Origin of the sequence: Paenibacillus sp. FSL M7-1414 (genome assembly GCF_038003195.1) — a bacterium.
GTDB classification, from domain to species: domain Bacteria; phylum Bacillota; class Bacilli; order Paenibacillales; family Paenibacillaceae; genus Paenibacillus; species Paenibacillus amylolyticus.
Genome location: NZ_JBBOOS010000001.1, coordinates 5983049 through 6002017, shown reverse-complemented (window position 1 = coordinate 6002017; position 18969 = coordinate 5983049). Strand labels below are relative to the sequence as shown.

Below are 18969 nucleotides of genomic sequence, written 5' to 3'. Positions count from 1 at the left end.
TAGGCAGAGTGGGTCTTTTTTGTTTTTTCTGGATGAAGAAGTAGGGGAGCAGCAGGTATGGAGAACAACAACGACAAAGGGCATTTTCAGCGGAAAATGCAGGCACGGCATGTGGTCATGCTCTCTCTCGGAGGAGTCATTGGAACGGGATTATTCCTCAGCTCAGGTTACACCATTCAGCAGGCGGGACCACTGGGAACCATTCTGTCCTATCTGATTGGAGCCATCGTTGTATATCTGGTGATGCTCTGTCTTGGTGAACTGTCTGTTCATATGCCAGAGACGGGAGCATTTCATAGTTATGCAGCCAAATATATCGGACCAGCAACAGGTTACACGGTAGCTTGGTTGTACTGGTTAACCTGGACTGTTGCGCTTGGCTCCGAATTCACAGCCGCTGGATTGCTTATGCAGCGCTGGTTCCCATCGGTAAACGTATGGATATGGAGCGCGGTTTTTGCACTGATGATCTTTCTGTTTAACGCTCTAACGGTGAAATTATTTGCGGAATCCGAGTTCTGGTTCTCATCTGTAAAAGTAGTTACTATCGTAATTTTCATTATTATCGGTGGCGCAGCCATGTTTGGTATTATTCCCATGGCGGATTCTGAACCGGCTCCATTTCTATCGAATATTACCGCATCCGGTTGGTTCCCTCATGGGGCTACAGCGATATTGATGACCATGCTTGCTGTAAACTTTGCCTTCTCAGGTACCGAGTTAATCGGGATTGCCGCCGGTGAGACGGAGAACCCGGAAAAGACGATACCAAAGGCTATTCATACAACGCTGTGGCGTTTGGTTATTTTCTTCATCGGAACGATTGTTATCTTGTCGGCCTTGCTGCCCATGTCGGATGCCAGTGTACTGGAAAGTCCATTTGTAGCGGTAATGGAGCGGGTGGGTGTACCCTATGCAGCAGACATTATGAACTTTGTTATTCTGACGGCGATTCTCTCTGCTGCCAATTCAGGCCTGTATGCATCTTCACGGATGCTCTGGTCTCTGGCTGACAAAAGAACGATCTCTCCGTGGTTTGCCAAATTGACCAAAAGCGGGGTACCCCTGAATGCACTTCTAATTAGTATGGTGGGTGGTGCGTTGGCATTGCTGTCCAGTATTATTGCGCCAGGTACGGTGTATATTACGCTGGTTTCCATTTCAGGTCTGGCTGTCGTTGCGGTATGGATGAGCATCAGCGCTTCCCAATACATGTTCCGCAGACAATATATCCGGGAAGGACATGCGGTCAAAGATCTGGTCTACCGCACACCACTATATCCGGTGGTACCGATTGTTTCATTTATATTATGCCTGGCTTCATGTATAGGTATTGCCTTTGACCCGACACAGCGAATTGCGCTGTATTGTGGGGTTCCGTTTATCGCAGTATGTTACGCTGCTTATTATCTGACAGAACGTGTGAATAAGAAAAGAGGACAAGTACATGACGCAAGCACAACAGAATAACCCCATAGAACAGATCCTGCGTGAACATCCGGTCATGATTCTGGATGGAGCGCTGGCAACGGAACTCGAACAGCATGGATGTGATCTCGATGATCCGCTCTGGTCGGCTCGTGTGTTAATTGAGAATCCGGATGTTATCGTTCAGGTCCATGCAGATTATTTTCGAGCAGGAGCCGACTGTGCGATTACATCCAGTTATCAGGCGACGGTGGATGGTTTCCGCAAGAGAGGGATTGATGAACAGGCAGCACTGGAGCTGATCCGCAAGACGGTGGAACTGGCTGCACAAGCGAGAGATGACGTATGGGCAGAAGTGCAGAGCGGTGTAGTAGGGAGTAAAGGTTTAAAGGGTCAGCTTGTAAAAGCTCCTTCAGTACGTTCCGAAACTGAGGAGAATGAGGAGCATATAACAGATCGTACAGTAGATCGCGAAGGAGATTGTTTTCGTCCACGTCCAATTATTGCCGGGTCCGTTGGTCCGTACGGCGCCTATCTGGCGGATGGTTCAGAGTATGTGGGACATTACGGCGTGTCGGATGAGACGCTTGTCGCATTTCACCGTCCACGTATGGCGGCGCTGATTGAAGCAGGTGCTGATATTCTTGCGTTTGAGACGATTCCTTCCTTGCAGGAAGCACAGGTGCTGGTTGATGTACTGAAGGAGTTCCCTCATGCGTATGCTTGGTTATCTTTTTCTTTAAAAGACGGGACAAGCATCAGCGAGGGCACACCGCTTGAGGTATGTGCACAGAAGTTTGGCTCCGAGCCGCAGGTTGCGGCGATTGGCCTGAACTGTGCTCCGATGGAAGTGGTGACGGAAGCAGTGGGTATTTTGAGCCGTACCAGCGATAAACCTGTTATTGTGTATCCGAACTCGGGAGAAGTATATGATGCAGCAACGAAGACGTGGAGCGGACAGGGTACTTGTGGCAGCATGAGTGATGCTTCGGAGCAGTGGGTTGCTGCGGGCGCGCAAATTATTGGCGGCTGCTGCCGTACTACGCCACATCAGATTGGTGCACTTGCGAAGAAATGGCGGAAATAGTTCATATCATGATAACAAGCCCTTCCACATCCTATAGAGGTATGGAAGGGCTTGTTTTATTGTGTTAGGCATTCTGATTACATTATTCGATAACCAGCATACGTGGCGATGCTTCCCGAATGATTCTCGAAGAGAACCACGATCCAAGGCTGGCTGCAATGATGCTTAGACAGGTGAACAGTACCATTCCACCCCAATGCAGGATCAGTGGAAGTTGTACGATACCATAACCGGAAAGGATCATTTCGAGTAGAAGAGGCAGCAGATATACGCCGACGAAAATACCCAGTATCGCTCCGATGGAGGACAGCACGATCATTCCCATCGTGACCGAGAAACGGATCTGGCGGGATGTCATTCCCAGTGATTTGTATATTCCGTAGTTTCTGCTCTCTTTGCGGATATTGATCCGACAGGTGCTGAAAATAATGATGAACGTCACAGCGATGAACAGCAATCCAATCAGACTCATGGGATAGATCAGGATATTGGCAGCTTCCGCGTATACTGAATCAAGCAATGTCTTCTGGGTGACTACGGATGCAAAATCTTTAAATTGTTCGTTCAATTCCCCGGCAACCAGATCCGCCTGTGTAATATCCTTCACATTGATGAAAATGGCATCGAATTCACCATAAGCCGGGTTCACACTTCTCATGGCATCGATCGTGATTCGGCCTGAAACAGACATGTTGGCGATCGCCTGATAGATTCCTGTGATGAGGAATGTCCTCTTTTCTCCTTCAATATAGATGTCGATGAGATCACCAAGATCCTTATTGGATGATTGGGCTATACTTACACCAATGGCAATCTCATTCACATGGCGAGGGTTATCGCCTCTCAACGTTGTGAACCCAAGTTCCTGATATTTTCCGTCCAGTACACTCAAGTTGAGACTGATGGATTGGCCTTGCACTCCCGTAGAAGACTCCAGACTAATGAAACCCGTTGTGTTCCCTTGCCAGCCCACATTGCTGATCCTTGAATCCTGTTCTAACACGTGCTTCAGCTCAACCTTGGGGAAGGTGCTTTTGTTCACCACGACTGCTGCGATGTTGGCATTATCATAGCCCCAATGGGCTGCGGTCTGATAGATTCCGGTTATGCTGGTCAGCAGAACATACCCTAGAACTAATACAGAGGATGCCATCGTGGTCAGCAGGAGGGTTAGAATAGAACTTTTGGTGTTTTTGAACAAATGTCGAAGTCCAAGGGCCATAGTCACAGGCAGTCGTGTAAACCCGATCCATCGTGCCCAGGGTGAATTCATTTTGCCCGCCATCCGGCTATTATCTGTCTCCGACATACCATAACGAATGGCCTGCACAGGCTGTATGCTGCGTGCTTTTTTGGCATATAACACAACTGACAGAATCACTATAGCAAATAGAAGCACACCAGCCATAATGGCAGCGTCCAATCCTTGGACTGGAATGTTCTGATGGTCCACTCGAAGAGAGGACACGGATATATTAATGATCCACTTGGAGATCCATACGCTAAGTGCAATTCCGGGGATAATGGCAGCAATGGAGAGCATCGCATATTGAATGACATAGGTACCTATTGTTCTCCCGGAAGTTAGCCCAAGTGACTTGAGAATACCTATCGTTCTGTAATTGGCCAAGATGGCATCCGAAATTGTAAACCCGATGGTCATTAAGGCGATGGAGAGCATGACAACACCCATGAAGATCATAATGAAGCCAATAACCTGGTTAATAATTAGATAAAAGGAGGAAATCGCTTCGAACTCCATTCTGGATTCCAGAAACGGAGTACCTGTCTCGCGATTGTACCGTTCCCAATACAATGAATTCATACTGTAATCGTTGAAATGAATACCGATCATGTAATTCTCGTTGCCAGCGAGTGCCGTGAAATCACGTTGATAATCAGCAGAATTCATCCAGACCCTTGCAGTATTGGAGAAGGGCGCTCCGTATGGTACGTCGATGACAATACCCGACACATTCAATTCGAGTGTGCTTGAGCCGGTTTTGAAGCCAATGGTATCACCTACCGAAATATGATAGGCATTCGCCATGGACGTTGGAATCCAGACGGATCCCGGATCGGGAGTCGTGCTGGGTGTTCCACTTGAAAAAATAAGTTCATCCACACCCCATGGCGGCGGAGGTGTATTAAACATGTACAGGTAGATGTTAGGGATGTGAGTTTCATTCAAGATGATGCCTGACAATGAACGATACGATAGTAACGGGGACACCTGAACGTCATCCTGGGAAGCCCACCAATCGTGCACCGTCTCCGGGTCATTCAGCCCTTTCTCAAACGTCAGAATCTGATGAGACCCATGGGTGCGGATATGCATTTCATGAAACTGATTGCCTGTGTTCGCCAGAATGACAATAGCTGTAGATACAAGAAGTGTCGAGAGTAGCAGGAGCAGCGCAATCAACGCATTTTGTATTTTGTTCCTACTCAGATACGACAAGCTAAGTTTAAACATGACAGCCATCGTTATTCCTTCCCCGTAACCAAAGCGAAGATAATCGCTTCACGATCCTGAATTTGATGTTCGTCATAAGTGTCAAACTCAAGGATTCCGCCAATCTTGCCGTCCAAAATGTAGATCAGGCGATCTGCCCGACAGGCGGCCTTGATATCATGCGTCACCATAACAACGGACTGTCCCTTCCGGTTGAGGTCCGTAAGGATATCAAGAACAGCTGTGCCGTGTTCCATATTTAAGCTTCCGGTCGGTTCATCCGCAAAAATGATATCCGGCGAATTGATCAAAGCCCGTGCAATCGCAGCTCGTTGCTGCTGTCCTCCGGAAGTTTGGGATGGGAGGCGGTTACGCTGTCCATCAATATCCATGGCATTCATCAGCTCAGCAGCGCGGGATAGGATGTCCTTCTTTTTGTTTCCCGCAATATATCCCGGTAAAGCAATGTTTTCTTTGATGGAGAGGTCCGGGACCAGATTGATGCTCTGATAGATATAACCGATCCGGCGGGTCCGGAAGTTGGACATCTCCCGTTCACTGTAAGCGTCAATCCGCTGGTCACGAAAATAGACCTCACCTGCTGTAATCTGATCCAGTCCGCTTAGCAGATATAAGAGGGTTGATTTGCCAGAGCCAGAGTTACCCATGATGACCGTGAATTCCCCTTCATAGATGTCGAGATCAACATTACGGATGGCATGATGTTGTTCACTTCCGCTGTTGTACGTTTTGCACAGATTCTGTGCACGGATAATCACCTTTTTGGACAAGTTGAATCACTCCCGAGTGCAGTATAGGATTCATTCTAGAGGAGGGATGTTGAGGAAGCCTTATCAAATTATGAATAAAGTATTACAGCTGTGGAGGGTGCTCAGCAGATCGGCAGATAGAACCGGAAGGTTGTACCTTGTCCTTCTTTACTAGTAAAGGAAATATGGCCCCCATGTGCTTCAATAATGTTTTGGCAGATGGACAGACCCAGCCCTGTACCTTCCTGAACATATTGTTCTACATGACTCGCCTGGCCTCTGAAATAACGTTGAAAAACAAACGGCATGTCCTGTACACTTATTCCCTGACCTGAATCGGCAATCGTCACTTTCAAGTGTCCGGATTCCAGTTCCATATCTATATGTATCGTGTCTCCTGAAGCTGTATGCTTGAGGGCATTGGCGGCAAGATTGGAGATCACCTGTTCAATTCGAGTGGGGTCGATAGCGATTAACACATTGGGGATGTAGTTGGGTCCTTGATAGATAAGCCCCTTTGTTAGGACAACATGTTCAATAGGTTTCAACATCGTCTCCAGTATAGGCCCACTGTACATTTCACGGGTTTCCACCGAAATTTGCCCCAATTCCTGAAGTGCATGAACCAGCAGATCCTCCACAAGGCGTGCCGTTTTATCCGTATGGGTTCGCATCACTCCCATATATTCCATCAGTGTCTCCTGATCGTTGCATAGTCCTTCCTCAATAGCTTCTATGTATGCTTTTATCGTGGTAATTGGTGTTTTAATATCATGAGATATATTGGTGATGAGTTCTTTTTGTGCTTGTTCCTGCTGAATACGCTGCTCGCTCATATGTTTAATCTCCGTGCGCATTAGATCAAACATGGCATATACTTCGAGCAATTCATCGTTTCGGTTGTACTGGATTTTTTCCTCATAATTGCCTTTAAGCATGGATTCCGCATGTTGCTTCAATTGATGGATGGGAGAGAGCAGGTGTTTGTCCAGTTTTCGTTTCATCCAGAATAGAAATAAGCTCAGAATCAGTGACAGGAGTATGAGTGCGCTAATTAATATAACCGGAAAAGTCATCGATTGCTGAACCGTAACCATGGCTTGGGGGATGGAAAAGATAGCATTGCCGATCTGACTTCCCACCGGTCCGTCCATCACGGGAAACGCAATATCAAGCAAATCGTTACCGTCCGCGGCCTGCGTGGCATGATGCAGATCATAATGAAGGGCTGAACGCAGATTAACTTGCGTCCCTTCAGAGGTGGGGTCGGAGGACAGAATGACTTCTCCATCCAAGTTTAGATAGGTAAGCAGAACCCCGGTCTCTCTGGCGGTGGAACGTATGACTTCACGAATATTTTGCTCATTAAGATGCTGATGATTTTGCTCCAAAGCGAGTAAGATCGGATTGACCTTGAGTCGAACCTGATTCAGGGACAGATTGGATTCGCCTGAATTTCGATCTTGTAACATCATCATCGACAGTGCAAGGGTACTTAAAACGATAATAATGAGAAGCCCAAGGGTTGTTAACAACCAGCGTTTGGACCAGCTGTTCAATGACATGTGGGTGCCTCCAATCTCACTTATTCGTAATTGAATTTGTAGCCGACACCCCATACCGTCTTCAGAACGGTCGGATGCGAGGCATCTGCCTCAATTTTTTCACGCAGTCTGCGAATGTATACGGTTACGGTATTTTCATCGCCGTAGGTTGCATATCCCCAGATGGCGTCGAGCAACTGGGCTTTGGAAAATACCTGATTCTTATGGCTCGCCAAGTAATGAAGTAGTTCAAATTCCTTGGCAGACAGAGAAACTTCCGATCCGTTTAAAGTAACTTTATAGGCTTTTTTATCAATCACCAGGTTTCCAAGATGCAGTAGATCTGTTCTATCTCCAACGGATGTCATGCTGTCATAACGCCTGAAGTGGGCATTAATCCGCGCTAACAATTCGCTCAACGAGAAGGGCTTGGTCATATAGTCGTCTGCTCCAAAGCCAAGACCAAGTACCTTATCGGTATCACTGCCTCTGGCACTTAGAATGAGGATGGGGATATTGTTGCGCCGTCTGATCTCTCGACAGACCTCGATCCCGTCCATGTCCGGAAGCATAATATCCAGAATGATGTAGTCTGGTTGAATAAGCTCCATAATCTGAAGTCCATCTTGTCCAGTGGCTGCCACGGCGGCTTCATATTGATTTTTGGTTAAATAATCTCGCAGAATGCGCGAAATATCTGATTCATCCTCGATGATGAGGACTTTGCGCTGGTGGGTTAGCATATGTATCGCTCCAGTATGATAGATGTGAATTTAATGGATATGTATGAATTTGTAAAGTGACTGTCTCTATAATTGTACAGTCTTGTTCTGTGGGAGTCACATGAAAAAATATTGAAGTGAACTTCATTCTTATAAAAAACGTTCTGACTTCCAGTCGTACTGAAAGTTGATTACAGTTCAATGTATCAAAATAACCCATGAACCTCTTTAAGGTCATGGGTTTCTGATACTGAACATCATACATGCTCCAGATCATCGATAGGCTCATGCTGTCTGGATTTGAGATACTCCGCCGGAGACACACCAAAGTGCGCCCGGAATACCCGGTGGAAATAGGAGTAGCTCGCAAAACCGCAGGATTCGGCAATATGCTCAAGTGTCATTTCACTGTATTTCATTCGTTCCAGCGCCGCATTCAAACGGATCTCAATCGCATATTGAATCATGGTCTGATTGTAGTGCTCCTTAAATAAACGGACTGCACGTGACAGGCTGAGGCCCGCATAACGAGCCGCTTCATCAAGCTTGAACGTGACCGTGGCATGCTCCTCAATAAAACGTTTTAACTTCAGCGCAGAAGAAACTGCCCGATCGGTCTGAATATTTTCTTTAATTGCCCGGTCAATATATAGACATAATCCGCGCAGTAACGCATCCTTTAGCTCCGCATTTTCCTCAAGAGGTCCGCGACGTTTCTCAAGTAACATATTTCTCCACAGGCTGATGAGTTTGTCATCAAGTCCAATCCGGCTCACGGTAGATCGATGCTGCCGTTTCCACCAGTTCTCGATCCAGCTGCCCTCGCAGAACAGATAATAATCTCCGCTGGACAAACGTCCTTCCTTATGTGGTTCATCGACCACGAGATGATAGTCGTCACCAGGCTTTAAGAGCAGCAAATCCCCGCTAGTCATCCTGAATTCTTCATCCTGTACATACACTTTGCACGAGCCTTCGGTCTGCAGACGGAACAGATAGGTTTGCAACTCGCCCTTCATATTATGAGTGAACGCCTTATAGTGGTATGAGTAGTCACAGATCAGTACAGATGTCTCTAACGTATCCAAAGATAAAATCCCCCAATATGTACATCCTTTTACATCATAAGTTTAACTTAACATTTACAAGAAAACGGAGAGGACAGAAAGAACCTGAAGAAACGGAGTGTTCGCCTTTATCACCGGATTTTATCCTTTTGAAAAGGAAATTAAAAAAATCTGGGGATAACAGCGATCGGAAGGTTGTTCTGTCATCGGAGTGCCAGTGTAAATATCTTCAGTTGAAATTAGGTACATTCAATTGATGCAAAATGATGGAAATAAAATTTGATCAGATAGTTCATGTTCTGACTATATTGTATATGTTCATTCTAGCCTGTTTTGCGTTAGGATGATACCAGATAGAGCAATGAAAGCAAATTTGAGAACAGAGGTGTATCCTACATGAAAAAACTTAATATTGGTTTGCAATTGTTTACACTCCGTGATGAAACTGCAGCAGATTTTCGTGGTACGTTGCGTAAGGTAGCGGCCCTTGGATATGAAGGTGTGGAGTTTGCCGGATATGGCGATATTCCAGCTGAGGAAATGAAAGCGCTACTAGATGAACTTGGACTGAAAGGATTCAGCAGCCACGTTTCACTACATGCGATGCGCGAAGACTTGCAAAAACAAATCGATTACCTAAAAACAATTGGTGCACAATATATCATTTGCCCTTACCTGATGCCAGAAGATCGTCCTGAGAATGCAGAAGGTTGGACCAAGCTATTCGCTGAGTTACAACAATATGGAGCTGAAGCAGCGAAACAAGGGTTGATCTTCGGATACCATAACCATGACTTTGAATTCCACGGCCAGGTTGGCGATGCCAATGCCTTTGATGCCATGTTCGCTCAAACATCACCGGAAGCGGTAAAAGTGGAAATGGACGTATGTTGGGTACAATTTGCGGGACAAAATCCGATCGAGTATATTAATAAATATGCGGGTCGCTTGCCGCTGCTTCATCTGAAGGACTTCAGCAAAGACGAACAGGGCCAGATGAAAACACTGGAATTGGGACAAGGTTCGGTTGACCTGCCAGCTGTTATTGAAGGCGCTACGAATGCAGGCGTGGAATGGCTGATCGTGGAACAAGACGTATGTCAGAATCCTCCGCTTGAGAGCGTATCCAATAGCTACAACTGGTTGAAAGAAAACTACTTGAATCAATTCTAATGGACCATCGAACCATGAAAAATGCTAATCTATTTGTCAAAGGAGACTTATGTACATGAGTAAAATTAAAGTTGCTGTATTCGGCTGTGGAGCCATTGCCGAGCGCAGACATATTCCAGAGTACGCTGCCAATGAGAACGTAGAACTTGTCGCTTTTGCCGATCCGGTTGTGGAGCGTGCGGAGAAGATGGCCGAGACTTACGGCGGTAAAGCGTATTCCAGTTACGAAGAATTGCTTGCAAACGAAACAGTGGATGCCGTTAGTGTGTGTACACCAAACTATCTGCATGCGCCAATGGCGATTGCTGCTGCAAATGCAGGCAAGCATGTATTGGTTGAGAAACCAATGGCAGTATCCACTGAGGAAGGCGAGCAAATGATCGAAGCTGCCAAGAAAAATGGCGTGTATTTGATGGTTGGACACAACCAACGTTTGATGCCTCCTCACGTAAAAGCAAAAGAAATTCTCGACTCCGGCAAACTCGGTAAAGTCCTGAATTTCCGTACATCATTTGGTCACCCGGGTCCGGAAGGATGGAGTGTGGACGGAGCTGAAAGCTGGTTCTTCCGTAAAGAAGAAGCGATTATGGGCGCAATGGGCGATCTGGGCGTGCACAAATCCGACTTCATCCGTTATCTGTTGAATGATGAAGTATCTGAAGTGGCTGGTTTCATCAGCACACTGCACAAGGAAGGCACTAAAGTTGACGATAACGCAACTTGTTTGCTGCGTATGAAGAGCGGAGCGATCGGAACGCTCGTAGCGAGCTGGACACAATACAGAGCTGGAGACAACAGTACAGTGCTGTGGTGTGAGAATGGTGTTATGAAGATCGGAACAGTGGAAGGCGATGAAGTTATCGTTGAGCTGACCAATGGTACAGTTGAGACGTACAAAGTTGGTGCCATGGCTACCAACGAGAAACAAGTGCCGAGTGGTGTAATTGACGCATTTGTAGAGTCGATTGTCACTCAAACACCTCCAGCGATTTCAGGGGAAGAGGGCTTGCGTTCTCTGCAAGTGATCTTGGCAGCATTCGAATCCGAGAAAACAGGTCAGATCGTTAAACTGTAACCCATACGAATGACAGTGCAATTTCTAACATTCTATATGGCCTAATCTATGATATAAAGGACTTACCTTCAGAGATGTGCTCTGGGGTAAGTCCTTCTGTATTTGTTGATGGAATGATTAATTTTCTTTAGGTGCCAGCCGGTACATCACTGCCCAGATCCAGCCATGTTATTTCAGCAGGAGTCAGCGTGATGCGGGAACCTTCGTCACAGGACAGCAGCTCCGCCTGATTCTGGGCACCAATCAGGGCACAGGTTGGGAACGTCTGATTCAATACATAAGCGAGTGCAATTTGAATGGGTGATGTTTTCTTCGAATTAGCCAATTGTTCAGCCCGATGCAACCGTTCCCAGTTGTCATCACTGTAGAATACACGCACCAGATCTTCGTTATCCCGAACTTCAGGTGTGAATCTTCCAGTGAAGAAACCACGTGCTTGGGAGGACCAGGATAGCAATGGTAGTTTGGTTTGCTCATGCCATGCCAGCGTCTCTGCATCTGCTGACACACAGCCTTCCCAGAAAGGTTCGTTTGCTTTGGCGAGACTGAGATTTGGGCTGCTGAATGTGAAGCCCTTCAGGCCATTTGCCGCAGCGTATGCATTGGCTTCCTCGAGCCGCTGCCAGGTCCAGTTGGAGGCGCCAATTGCGCCGATTTTACCGGATTCAATATGTTCGTTCAGTGCTTCAAGAATAACACTGACAGGGGTATTGGGATCATCCCGGTGCAAGGCATACATCTCTACGTGATCTGTCTGAAGACGCTCCAGACTTTCCATCAAGTCACTGCGGATGGCATCAGCGTTCACACGTGGCCCATTCTGGTCATGATGCGCGCCTTTGGTGAGAATGACGATCTGGTCGCGGTTACCACGTTCTTTCATGTAACGACCAAGGACTTCTTCACTCTGTCCACCACAATAGATATGTGCTGTATCTACAGTGTTACCGCCAATCGACAGAAAAGCATCCATGTTCGTAGCTGCTTTATCGTAGGCATTATGCACGAAATAATCGGTTCCTTTAATCAATCTGGAGACACGTTTACCTGCACCAGCAATTTCGATATATTCCATAAGTCAGTTCATCCTCTCAATTATAGTGTAATTCGTGTACGTTCTTCCGCTGAACGAAGGCAAGCTTCCAGTACTTTCATATTAGCTACCGCATCGGAAGGGGCGAAGCGCAGATCCTTGCCCTGAAGTACAGCACGTGCCATATCATCTCCCTGTAGAGAGTAGTGGTTCACTTGCGGGACTTCAATCTCTCTGCGTTCACCACCAGCCGTTACATAGAAGTTGGAACTGCGACCCTGTCCGCTGATAAATGCCGAAGGGACTTCAATAATCCCGTCGGATCCCAATACCTCCAGCGTGTTGCGGAATGCTGCCCACATGCTGCTGTCAAACGTCACGCCAACGTGATTATCGAATTCCAGCAGTCCGGAAGCCATCATATCGACTTGATCATGCTGTGGGGAGAACATTCCAATAACGGTAACTGCACTTGGTTCTTGACCAAGCAGCAGGCGTGCTACGCTGATGGAATAACATCCGATATCATACAGTGCACCTCCGCCCCAATCCCGCCGAAAGCGGACATTGCCGGATGCATTGGAGTTATTAAATGAAAATGTGCTGTGCATACCACGAATTTCACCAATCTCACCGCTGGCAATGATATCCCGGATCTGCTCATATCTTGGATGATGGCGGTACATGAATGCTTCAGCCAGATGCACACCTGCATCTGCACAAGCTTGAACCATCTCCTGAGCTTCCTGTTCTGTCAGAGCCAGTGGTTTTTCGCACAAAATATGTTTGCCTGCTTCAGCAGCCCGGATCGTCCATTCCCGATGAAGATGATTCGGCAGTGGGATATATACGGCATCAATGGAATCATCAGCGAGCAAAGCTTCATAACTGCCATAAGCCTTGTCGATCCCAAGTTGTTCGGCCGTCTGTTTGGCTTTATCTTCGTCTCGACTGGCAATCGCGGTTACTTCATTTAACTCGGATTGCTGCAGGCCTGGAATGACGGATTCCACAGCAATGCTAGCGCTACCAAGAATGCCCCAACGCAATTTTCGAACTGAATTCATGTGTTGTATCCTCCCGTTTATGAATGTATATTGTGATTATAAAGAATAGATCAATGAATTAAAATGATAATATATTGAAGTTAGTTAACACAATATTGTTGATCAAGGAGAACCGGCTATGATGAGACAAACCGTATTGCTTACCCTGCAGGATATTCCATATTTTTGTTATCCCGAGTCCGTTGGACATTATATGGACCACGTCCAGCATGCCGTGTTGCGTGAGGCCGGCGCACTGAACAACTTTAATATTCACTACGTGGCTTCGGGCAAAGGATATGTGGAAGTGGACGGGGTGGTACATGAGCTTCGCGCAGGTCAGGCTTTTCTCTATTTCCCGCAGCAGCGGCAGCATTATTATAGTAGTGAAGATGATCCATGGGATGTACGATGGGTTCATTTTTACGGTGAACGTCTGCATGATTATATGATCGAGCGGGGGTTACATCGCAATCTATTGTGGACACTGCGGCAACGCAGCTCTTGGGAAGAGGCTCATCTGGCCTTGCTCACTGAAGCGGAACAGAACACCATGCTGCGTCCAGCTCAGCTATCCACACTGACCTATGCCGTACTTGCCGAGTTCGTGCAGCATGCAGTACCTTTAAAGAGCACACGTACCACAAGTAAGGCGGAGAATCGGGTTCTTGCACTTCTTCCACAGATGCAGCAGGAGGCCTGTCAACCTTTCCTGTTGCAGGACTGGGCGGATCTCGCAGGTGTGAGTTCGTATTACTTTTGCAAAATGTTCAAGAGTGCTGTGGAGATGACGCCCATGGAATTTATCACTCGTTCACGACTACAGATGGCGAAGCAATGGTTACTCGAACGGCCTACGGCCAACATTGGACAAATCGCGGAGGAAGCGGGGTATCCCAATGCCAGTTATTTTAACCGCCAGTTCATGGCTCATGAGGGGATGACACCTACGGATTACCGCGGATTGTATCACAATTAACCCGTATCTTTTCGATGTTGCCAGTGCTTGAGGTATATTGGTTTGACACAGAGCTCAATCAAGTCTATTATGGATAAATTAAATCCGTGTATAATGAGGTGCCCTCATGAAATATTCAAAAGCGACAAATTATGCTTTGCATACGATGCTTCATCTTGTAAGTACTGCCCCCGAACAGCTGGTTAGTGTACACCAACTTGCAGAATTGCAGAAGGTATCCCCAACCTATCTGTCCAAAATATTGACCAAATTGGTTAAGGCGGGCATGATCGAATCGACTTCTGGCGCCAATGGTGGCTACCGGCTTAGTCGTAAAAATCCGGATCCTTCTTTCTTGGAGATCATTCATGCGATTGAAGGTCAGGCGTCCCTGTTCGAATGTTCCCAGAATCATAACGCAGGCTGTTTGATCCAGCAGGTGATGGTGCAGGCGGAAGAAGAGATGGAGAGTTTTTTGAACAATAAGAAAATGTCAGAACTGGCTTCCCAGATGAAGGGTGCACATTCCCTGTAACTTGCACTAGAAGTGATCTTTCCCCAACCTCGTGAGAGGTAAGGAAAGATTTTTTTGTATCGTTGTACCTAATAGAAGGCGAATGGTACAATAAGGAAGGTATAGTATGCATACATACATGATCCTAATCTTACATCACATTTTACATCTCTGGAGGGACAACACATGAGCCAATCAACGATTACAGGACTGGAACAATTGCTCGCGCTGGAAAACATTCGGAATACCAAGGCACGTTATTGCCGCTATATTGATACAAAACAGTGGGATACCTTGGGTGATGTGTTTGCTCCGGATGCAGTGGCCGATTTCAGCACAGAAGGCAATCCAATTCCGGTATTAACAGGCCGTGATACGATCGTACAAGTATTCCGTGATCTGGTGGATGTTGCCGTAACCGTGCATCATGTTCATAGCGCCGAAGTTGAATTTGTATCTGAGAACGAAGCAAAGGTCATCTCCCCAATGGAAGATTGGGTTACATTCCCGGAGGGCAATGAGAACAAATCTTTCCACGGGTTTGGGCACTACCACGAGACTTTTGTCAAAATCGACGGTCAGTGGTACATCAAACATACAAGTCTGAAACGTCTTCGTTTGGACCTGTTTGAATAGTATACTCAGTGTAGAAGAATAGAGAAGTTGGTCAACCATAAATAATAGCCCCGAGGAGCGTGATGAACGCATCCTTGGGGCTTTTTTGTGTTAGTGGAAGAGGGCAGCTGACACATGCATCATGCATAGAAAATAGGTAGAAAAAAAGCCAGGTTTAGAACCCGAGGGTCCCTTCCTGACTTCTTTTGGTTAAATGAGATATTAGATCTGATGACTTGTTCCCGTGACTTTCCGTGACTGCATTCTCAGATACACCTGAGAGAAAATAACCGATGCCAGTGCGACCACAGTCATACCCCAAAAAATATTGGTGTACGCTGAGGACAGTGGCATATTCTGCATCGCCGTTAATGCTACGCCAGTAACAGCAACACTGAAAGCACCGCTGAAGAACTGACTGAGTTGGAACAGCCCCATACCTGCGCCCACCTGATCCATAGTCAGATTGCCAGACAATTCATTGGACACGCTAGTGGTTAGGGAAGAGAAGCCTACGCTGAGCAGGACATACACGGCCATAATGGCGTAGATGTTATTGTCTGCAAATAAGGCGAATAACCCGGCAGCTGCCAGTAGTAGCCATGGTGCAAACTTCAGCAGCAACGTATTGCCATGTCGGTCAATCATGCGGCCGATCCGGTTGGACAGCAGCATGGACACGACTGCACCAGGGAAGATGACGAGTCCCGATTGAGCAGGGGTCAGTCCATATAGATGCGCCAAAATTTGAGGTAACAGGAACAACGTTGAGAAGTTATTAATGTACGATACAATCCCCAGCGAGCTGAGCATCATATATTTTTTGTCTTTGAACAAAGCAGGTTGAACAAATGGATCTGCCGCGCGCCGAATTCGGAGCCAGAACAGAAGCAGTGCCGCAGCACCGATAACAAGCGTGTACCACTGACGGGAAGTCAGGAATAACAGCACACCGGTAGTACCGATGGCAAGAAGCACGGCACCCAGCAGGTCAAATGAACCTTTTTGCGGTGTTTCCCGAGGAAGCAGTTTAAAAAATACAGGAATCAAGAATAACGTTAATCCTGTAACGATAAACAGATCATGCCATCCCAGAAACTGAGTAATACTTCCGCCGATGACGGGACCGAGTCCAAGACCCAGTGAACTGGCAGACATGATGACAGCCATCGATTTACCCCGGCGATCATGTGGAATGTACCGGGTAATCAGTACAATGGCAAGCCCCGGAACCGATGCAGCACCCGCAGCCTGGATCAGACGTGCAATGAGCAAAATGATGAAATGATTACTGAAGAACCCGAGAACGGATGCCGCGCCAAGTAACGCAAGCCCGGTCGTGAATAATGTACGAATAGGTATGAAATCCGATAGACGTGAGAACGTAATCGAGGAAATGGCAAATACAATGGAATACCCTGTAACAATCCATGAGGAAGCGACGGATGTAAGCATAAATTCGGCTGCAATTTTGGGCAGGGCCAGATTAAACATCATTGTATTCATAACAACGAGTACAACGGTGAAGCCAAGCAAGCTTACAATTAATCCTTCCTGTATTCCGGTCCGTTCCCCTGATGATGCGGTTGCGGTGTTGTTCATAAAAACCTCCTAAAGTGATGTGTATTTCGCAACATTTCAGAAACGGTGTGTAACATTTGCAAAATGTAGTATGATGTCAATCCCGTGCCTAACAGCAGGGGTTACATAACGAAATCATTGAAGTTCGATTGGTGTCGAACATTAGAAATATATCATGGATCTGTGTTAAAATACAATGGATAGTCTGAGAAAAGGAGACTACAGTATGAAAATTTTACATCATCCACAGGTATCAGATATTGAACTTTCCTCCGTATTGTATGCATTAAGCGACCCGACCCGTCTTGGGATTGTTGCCGAAGCTGCCAGAAGTGGGGAGCAACCGTGCAGTCATTTTCATGCACCTGTTGTGAAGTCAACGATGTCGCATCACATTCGCACTCTGCGGGAAGCCGGAGTTATTCGGGTCAGAGTGCAGGGCACACAGCATTTTCTCACCCTGCGATCCGATGATCTGGAAACGCGCTTTCCAGGACTCCTGCAACCGTTATTGCAGGCCGCAGCTCAGTCGAGCACAGATCCTTCCTAAATGTTGTCCTTTCTTCAGGTCGAAGAGGGGACATTTTTATTTTCTGAACTACCTCTAATACTGATGCGACATTCTGTGTCGTACCATGCCCTATATAATAACGGTGAACACACAAACCATATCGAAAAGAGGTTCACAACCATTGGCAAAAACTAAAAGAGGACGCGTTTTGTGGAGTCTTCCTTCCAGGGGCCGGGGAACATGCCCGGTGTGTAGCAGTACCCGAATTAAATTGTTGTATACGCAAACAAAAACAGACGGTACAAGTCTGAAAGTATGCAAGAAATGCTCCAAAGCCGTGCAATCCAGAGTGGATAAGGCGCATGTATAACATAACTGGCCTGTTCTTCGGAACGGGCCATGTCTTTTGATATAATCGAATATATTAAGAATGGATGAGATGGGGGCGGGAACATGAGTAACATGCATCGGATTCACTGGTTTGACGAACAGATTCGGGGTGGACGTTTTCCGAATAGCAGCTGGCTTGCCCGTGAATTTGAAATCTCCCGTCGTCAGGCTCAGCGTGATATTGAATATATGGCAAGTTCCCTGCGAGCCCCTTTGGTGTATATGGCAAAATATCGGGGCTATTGTTATGAGGATCAGACTTTTCGATTGCCCCATTTGTATATGACCGAAGAAGAGCAGCGTGTGCTGAAATATCTGGCCCATCGCTATCGACATTACGATTATGATCAATCGGACGCAGTGAAACGTGTAGCGCATTTGCTGGAGCGTTTTACGTTGGAGGAACAACAGATGGGAAGTAGCGAGCTTCCGGTATTTTCGGCGCAACCGAAGCAACTGCAATTCTTTGAATTGTTGTCCCACGCCATAACTGACTTACGCAGAGTACATATTCATTACAGGGATCACGATGGAGAACGGCAGTTTTCCTTGTGTCCATTAAAGATGATATCCCAGTATAACGCCGATTACGTGGTGGGTTATGAAGCAGACCCTGTACAGCAAGTGGCGATTCGCTTGGAGGGCATTGTTCATGTATCGATCTTGGATGAGAGATTTGAGTACAGGTCAGATGCCCTCCTAGGTGGATGGGAAGAACCACTGCCTGTGCGTAAACCGTTTGTAGCTGAGATTCGCTTGAAGGAATTGCAGCAAATGGACCTATGGCAAGGGTATCGTATCCAGGCTAGGCACGATCAGATTTATTCAATTGAATTTTATGACACGGATGCTTTCTTACAGCATTTGTTTGTTAGCGAATGGGAGGAACTTTTGTCTCCTGGCTGGCTTAGACGCAAGCTTCAGCAAAGCGCAGAAGAATTAATTGACAGGCTAGCGATACAACGTAAGCAAAACGTGGAATAAAGCAGCATAGAGAGGA

At 46.7% G+C, this 18969-nt stretch carries 17 protein-coding genes and 1 pseudogene; 10 read left to right on the top strand and 8 right to left on the bottom strand.

Translation table 11 applies throughout. The features are described 5' to 3' along the window. Window positions 1-57 precede the first annotated feature (57 nt). Window positions 58-1468 (top strand): annotated as a pseudogene (gene mmuP / locus MHH92_RS26370) (S-methylmethionine permease); the annotation flags it as partial. Beyond that, window positions 1448-2515, top strand: coding sequence for a homocysteine S-methyltransferase (mmuM, locus tag MHH92_RS26365; RefSeq protein ID WP_253503439.1), 1068 nt, complete (start codon window positions 1448-1450; stop codon window positions 2513-2515). The pseudogene mmuP and the gene mmuM, both read left to right, overlap by 21 nt. Before the next feature lie 82 nt (window positions 2516-2597). On the opposite strand, the gene MHH92_RS26360 is transcribed toward mmuM, so the two are convergent. From MHH92_RS26360 to MHH92_RS26340, 5 genes are all read right to left on the bottom strand, one after another. Continuing rightward, window positions 2598-5000 (bottom strand): ABC transporter permease, encoded by a 2403-nt coding sequence (locus tag MHH92_RS26360; RefSeq protein ID WP_076253523.1) that lies wholly within the window; start codon window positions 4998-5000, stop codon window positions 2598-2600. A gap of 2 nt (window positions 5001-5002) precedes the next feature. Continuing rightward, a complete protein-coding gene (locus MHH92_RS26355; RefSeq protein WP_076253524.1) occupies window positions 5003-5761 on the bottom strand; it encodes an ABC transporter ATP-binding protein in 759 nt (252 codons plus the stop codon). 101 nt (window positions 5762-5862) lie between these two features. Beyond that, window positions 5863-7305 (bottom strand): HAMP domain-containing sensor histidine kinase, encoded by a 1443-nt coding sequence (locus tag MHH92_RS26350; RefSeq protein ID WP_340907156.1) that lies wholly within the window; start codon window positions 7303-7305, stop codon window positions 5863-5865. A 20-nt stretch (window positions 7306-7325) separates the two neighbouring features. After that, on the bottom strand, window positions 7326-8027 hold the full coding sequence (locus MHH92_RS26345; RefSeq protein ID WP_036668131.1) for a response regulator transcription factor: 702 nt from the start codon (window positions 8025-8027) through the stop codon (window positions 7326-7328). A gap of 236 nt (window positions 8028-8263) precedes the next feature. Further along, complete coding sequence (locus MHH92_RS26340; protein ID WP_076253526.1) at window positions 8264-9094, bottom strand: helix-turn-helix domain-containing protein; 831 nt, start codon at window positions 9092-9094, stop codon at window positions 8264-8266. 375 nt (window positions 9095-9469) lie between these two features. Between MHH92_RS26340 and MHH92_RS26335 the strand changes: the two genes are divergently transcribed. Next, window positions 9470-10246: a sugar phosphate isomerase/epimerase family protein gene (locus MHH92_RS26335; protein WP_036606781.1), complete on the top strand. Its 777-nt coding sequence runs from the start codon at window positions 9470-9472 to the stop codon at window positions 10244-10246. 55 nt (window positions 10247-10301) lie between these two features. Next, complete coding sequence (locus tag MHH92_RS26330; RefSeq protein WP_076212960.1) at window positions 10302-11321, top strand: Gfo/Idh/MocA family protein; 1020 nt, start codon at window positions 10302-10304, stop codon at window positions 11319-11321. 127 nt (window positions 11322-11448) lie between these two features. On the opposite strand, the gene MHH92_RS26325 is transcribed toward MHH92_RS26330, so the two are convergent. After that, entirely contained in the window at window positions 11449-12396 is a 948-nt protein-coding gene (locus MHH92_RS26325; RefSeq protein ID WP_340907155.1) for an aldo/keto reductase, read from the bottom strand. Between the two features lie 20 nt (window positions 12397-12416). Next, the gene (locus tag MHH92_RS26320; protein WP_076253528.1) at window positions 12417-13421 is read right to left on the bottom strand and encodes a Gfo/Idh/MocA family protein; all 1005 of its coding nucleotides are present in this window, start codon (window positions 13419-13421) and stop codon (window positions 12417-12419) included. Window positions 13422-13539: 118 nt separating this feature from the next. Here MHH92_RS26320 and MHH92_RS26315 point away from each other — a divergent pair, with 118 nt between their 5' ends. From MHH92_RS26315 to MHH92_RS26305, 3 genes are all read left to right on the top strand, one after another. Further along, window positions 13540-14379 (top strand): helix-turn-helix transcriptional regulator, encoded by an 840-nt coding sequence (locus tag MHH92_RS26315; protein ID WP_036606789.1) that lies wholly within the window; start codon window positions 13540-13542, stop codon window positions 14377-14379. A gap of 106 nt (window positions 14380-14485) precedes the next feature. Beyond that, a complete protein-coding gene (locus MHH92_RS26310; protein WP_017692155.1) occupies window positions 14486-14893 on the top strand; it encodes an RrF2 family transcriptional regulator in 408 nt (135 codons plus the stop codon). 165 nt (window positions 14894-15058) lie between these two features. After that, window positions 15059-15508 carry a nuclear transport factor 2 family protein gene (locus MHH92_RS26305; RefSeq protein WP_074096526.1) on the top strand — a complete coding sequence of 150 codons (450 nt, stop codon included), beginning with the start codon at window positions 15059-15061 and terminating at the stop codon, window positions 15506-15508. Between the two features lie 201 nt (window positions 15509-15709). On the opposite strand, the gene MHH92_RS26300 is transcribed toward MHH92_RS26305, so the two are convergent. Next, window positions 15710-17089, bottom strand: a complete 1380-nt coding sequence (locus MHH92_RS26300) for an MFS transporter (RefSeq protein ID WP_340907154.1) — start codon at window positions 17087-17089, stop codon at window positions 15710-15712. 205 nt (window positions 17090-17294) lie between these two features. Between MHH92_RS26300 and MHH92_RS26295 the strand changes: the two genes are divergently transcribed. From MHH92_RS26295 to MHH92_RS26285, 3 genes are all read left to right on the top strand, one after another. Further along, window positions 17295-17618 carry an ArsR/SmtB family transcription factor gene (locus MHH92_RS26295; protein ID WP_036606795.1) on the top strand — a complete coding sequence of 108 codons (324 nt, stop codon included), beginning with the start codon at window positions 17295-17297 and terminating at the stop codon, window positions 17616-17618. Between the two features lie 142 nt (window positions 17619-17760). Beyond that, entirely contained in the window at window positions 17761-17949 is a 189-nt protein-coding gene (locus MHH92_RS26290) for a hypothetical protein (RefSeq protein ID WP_076253532.1), read from the top strand. Between the two features lie 83 nt (window positions 17950-18032). Continuing rightward, a complete protein-coding gene (locus MHH92_RS26285; RefSeq protein WP_340907153.1) occupies window positions 18033-18953 on the top strand; it encodes a helix-turn-helix transcriptional regulator in 921 nt (306 codons plus the stop codon). Window positions 18954-18969: the final 16 nt, after the last annotated feature.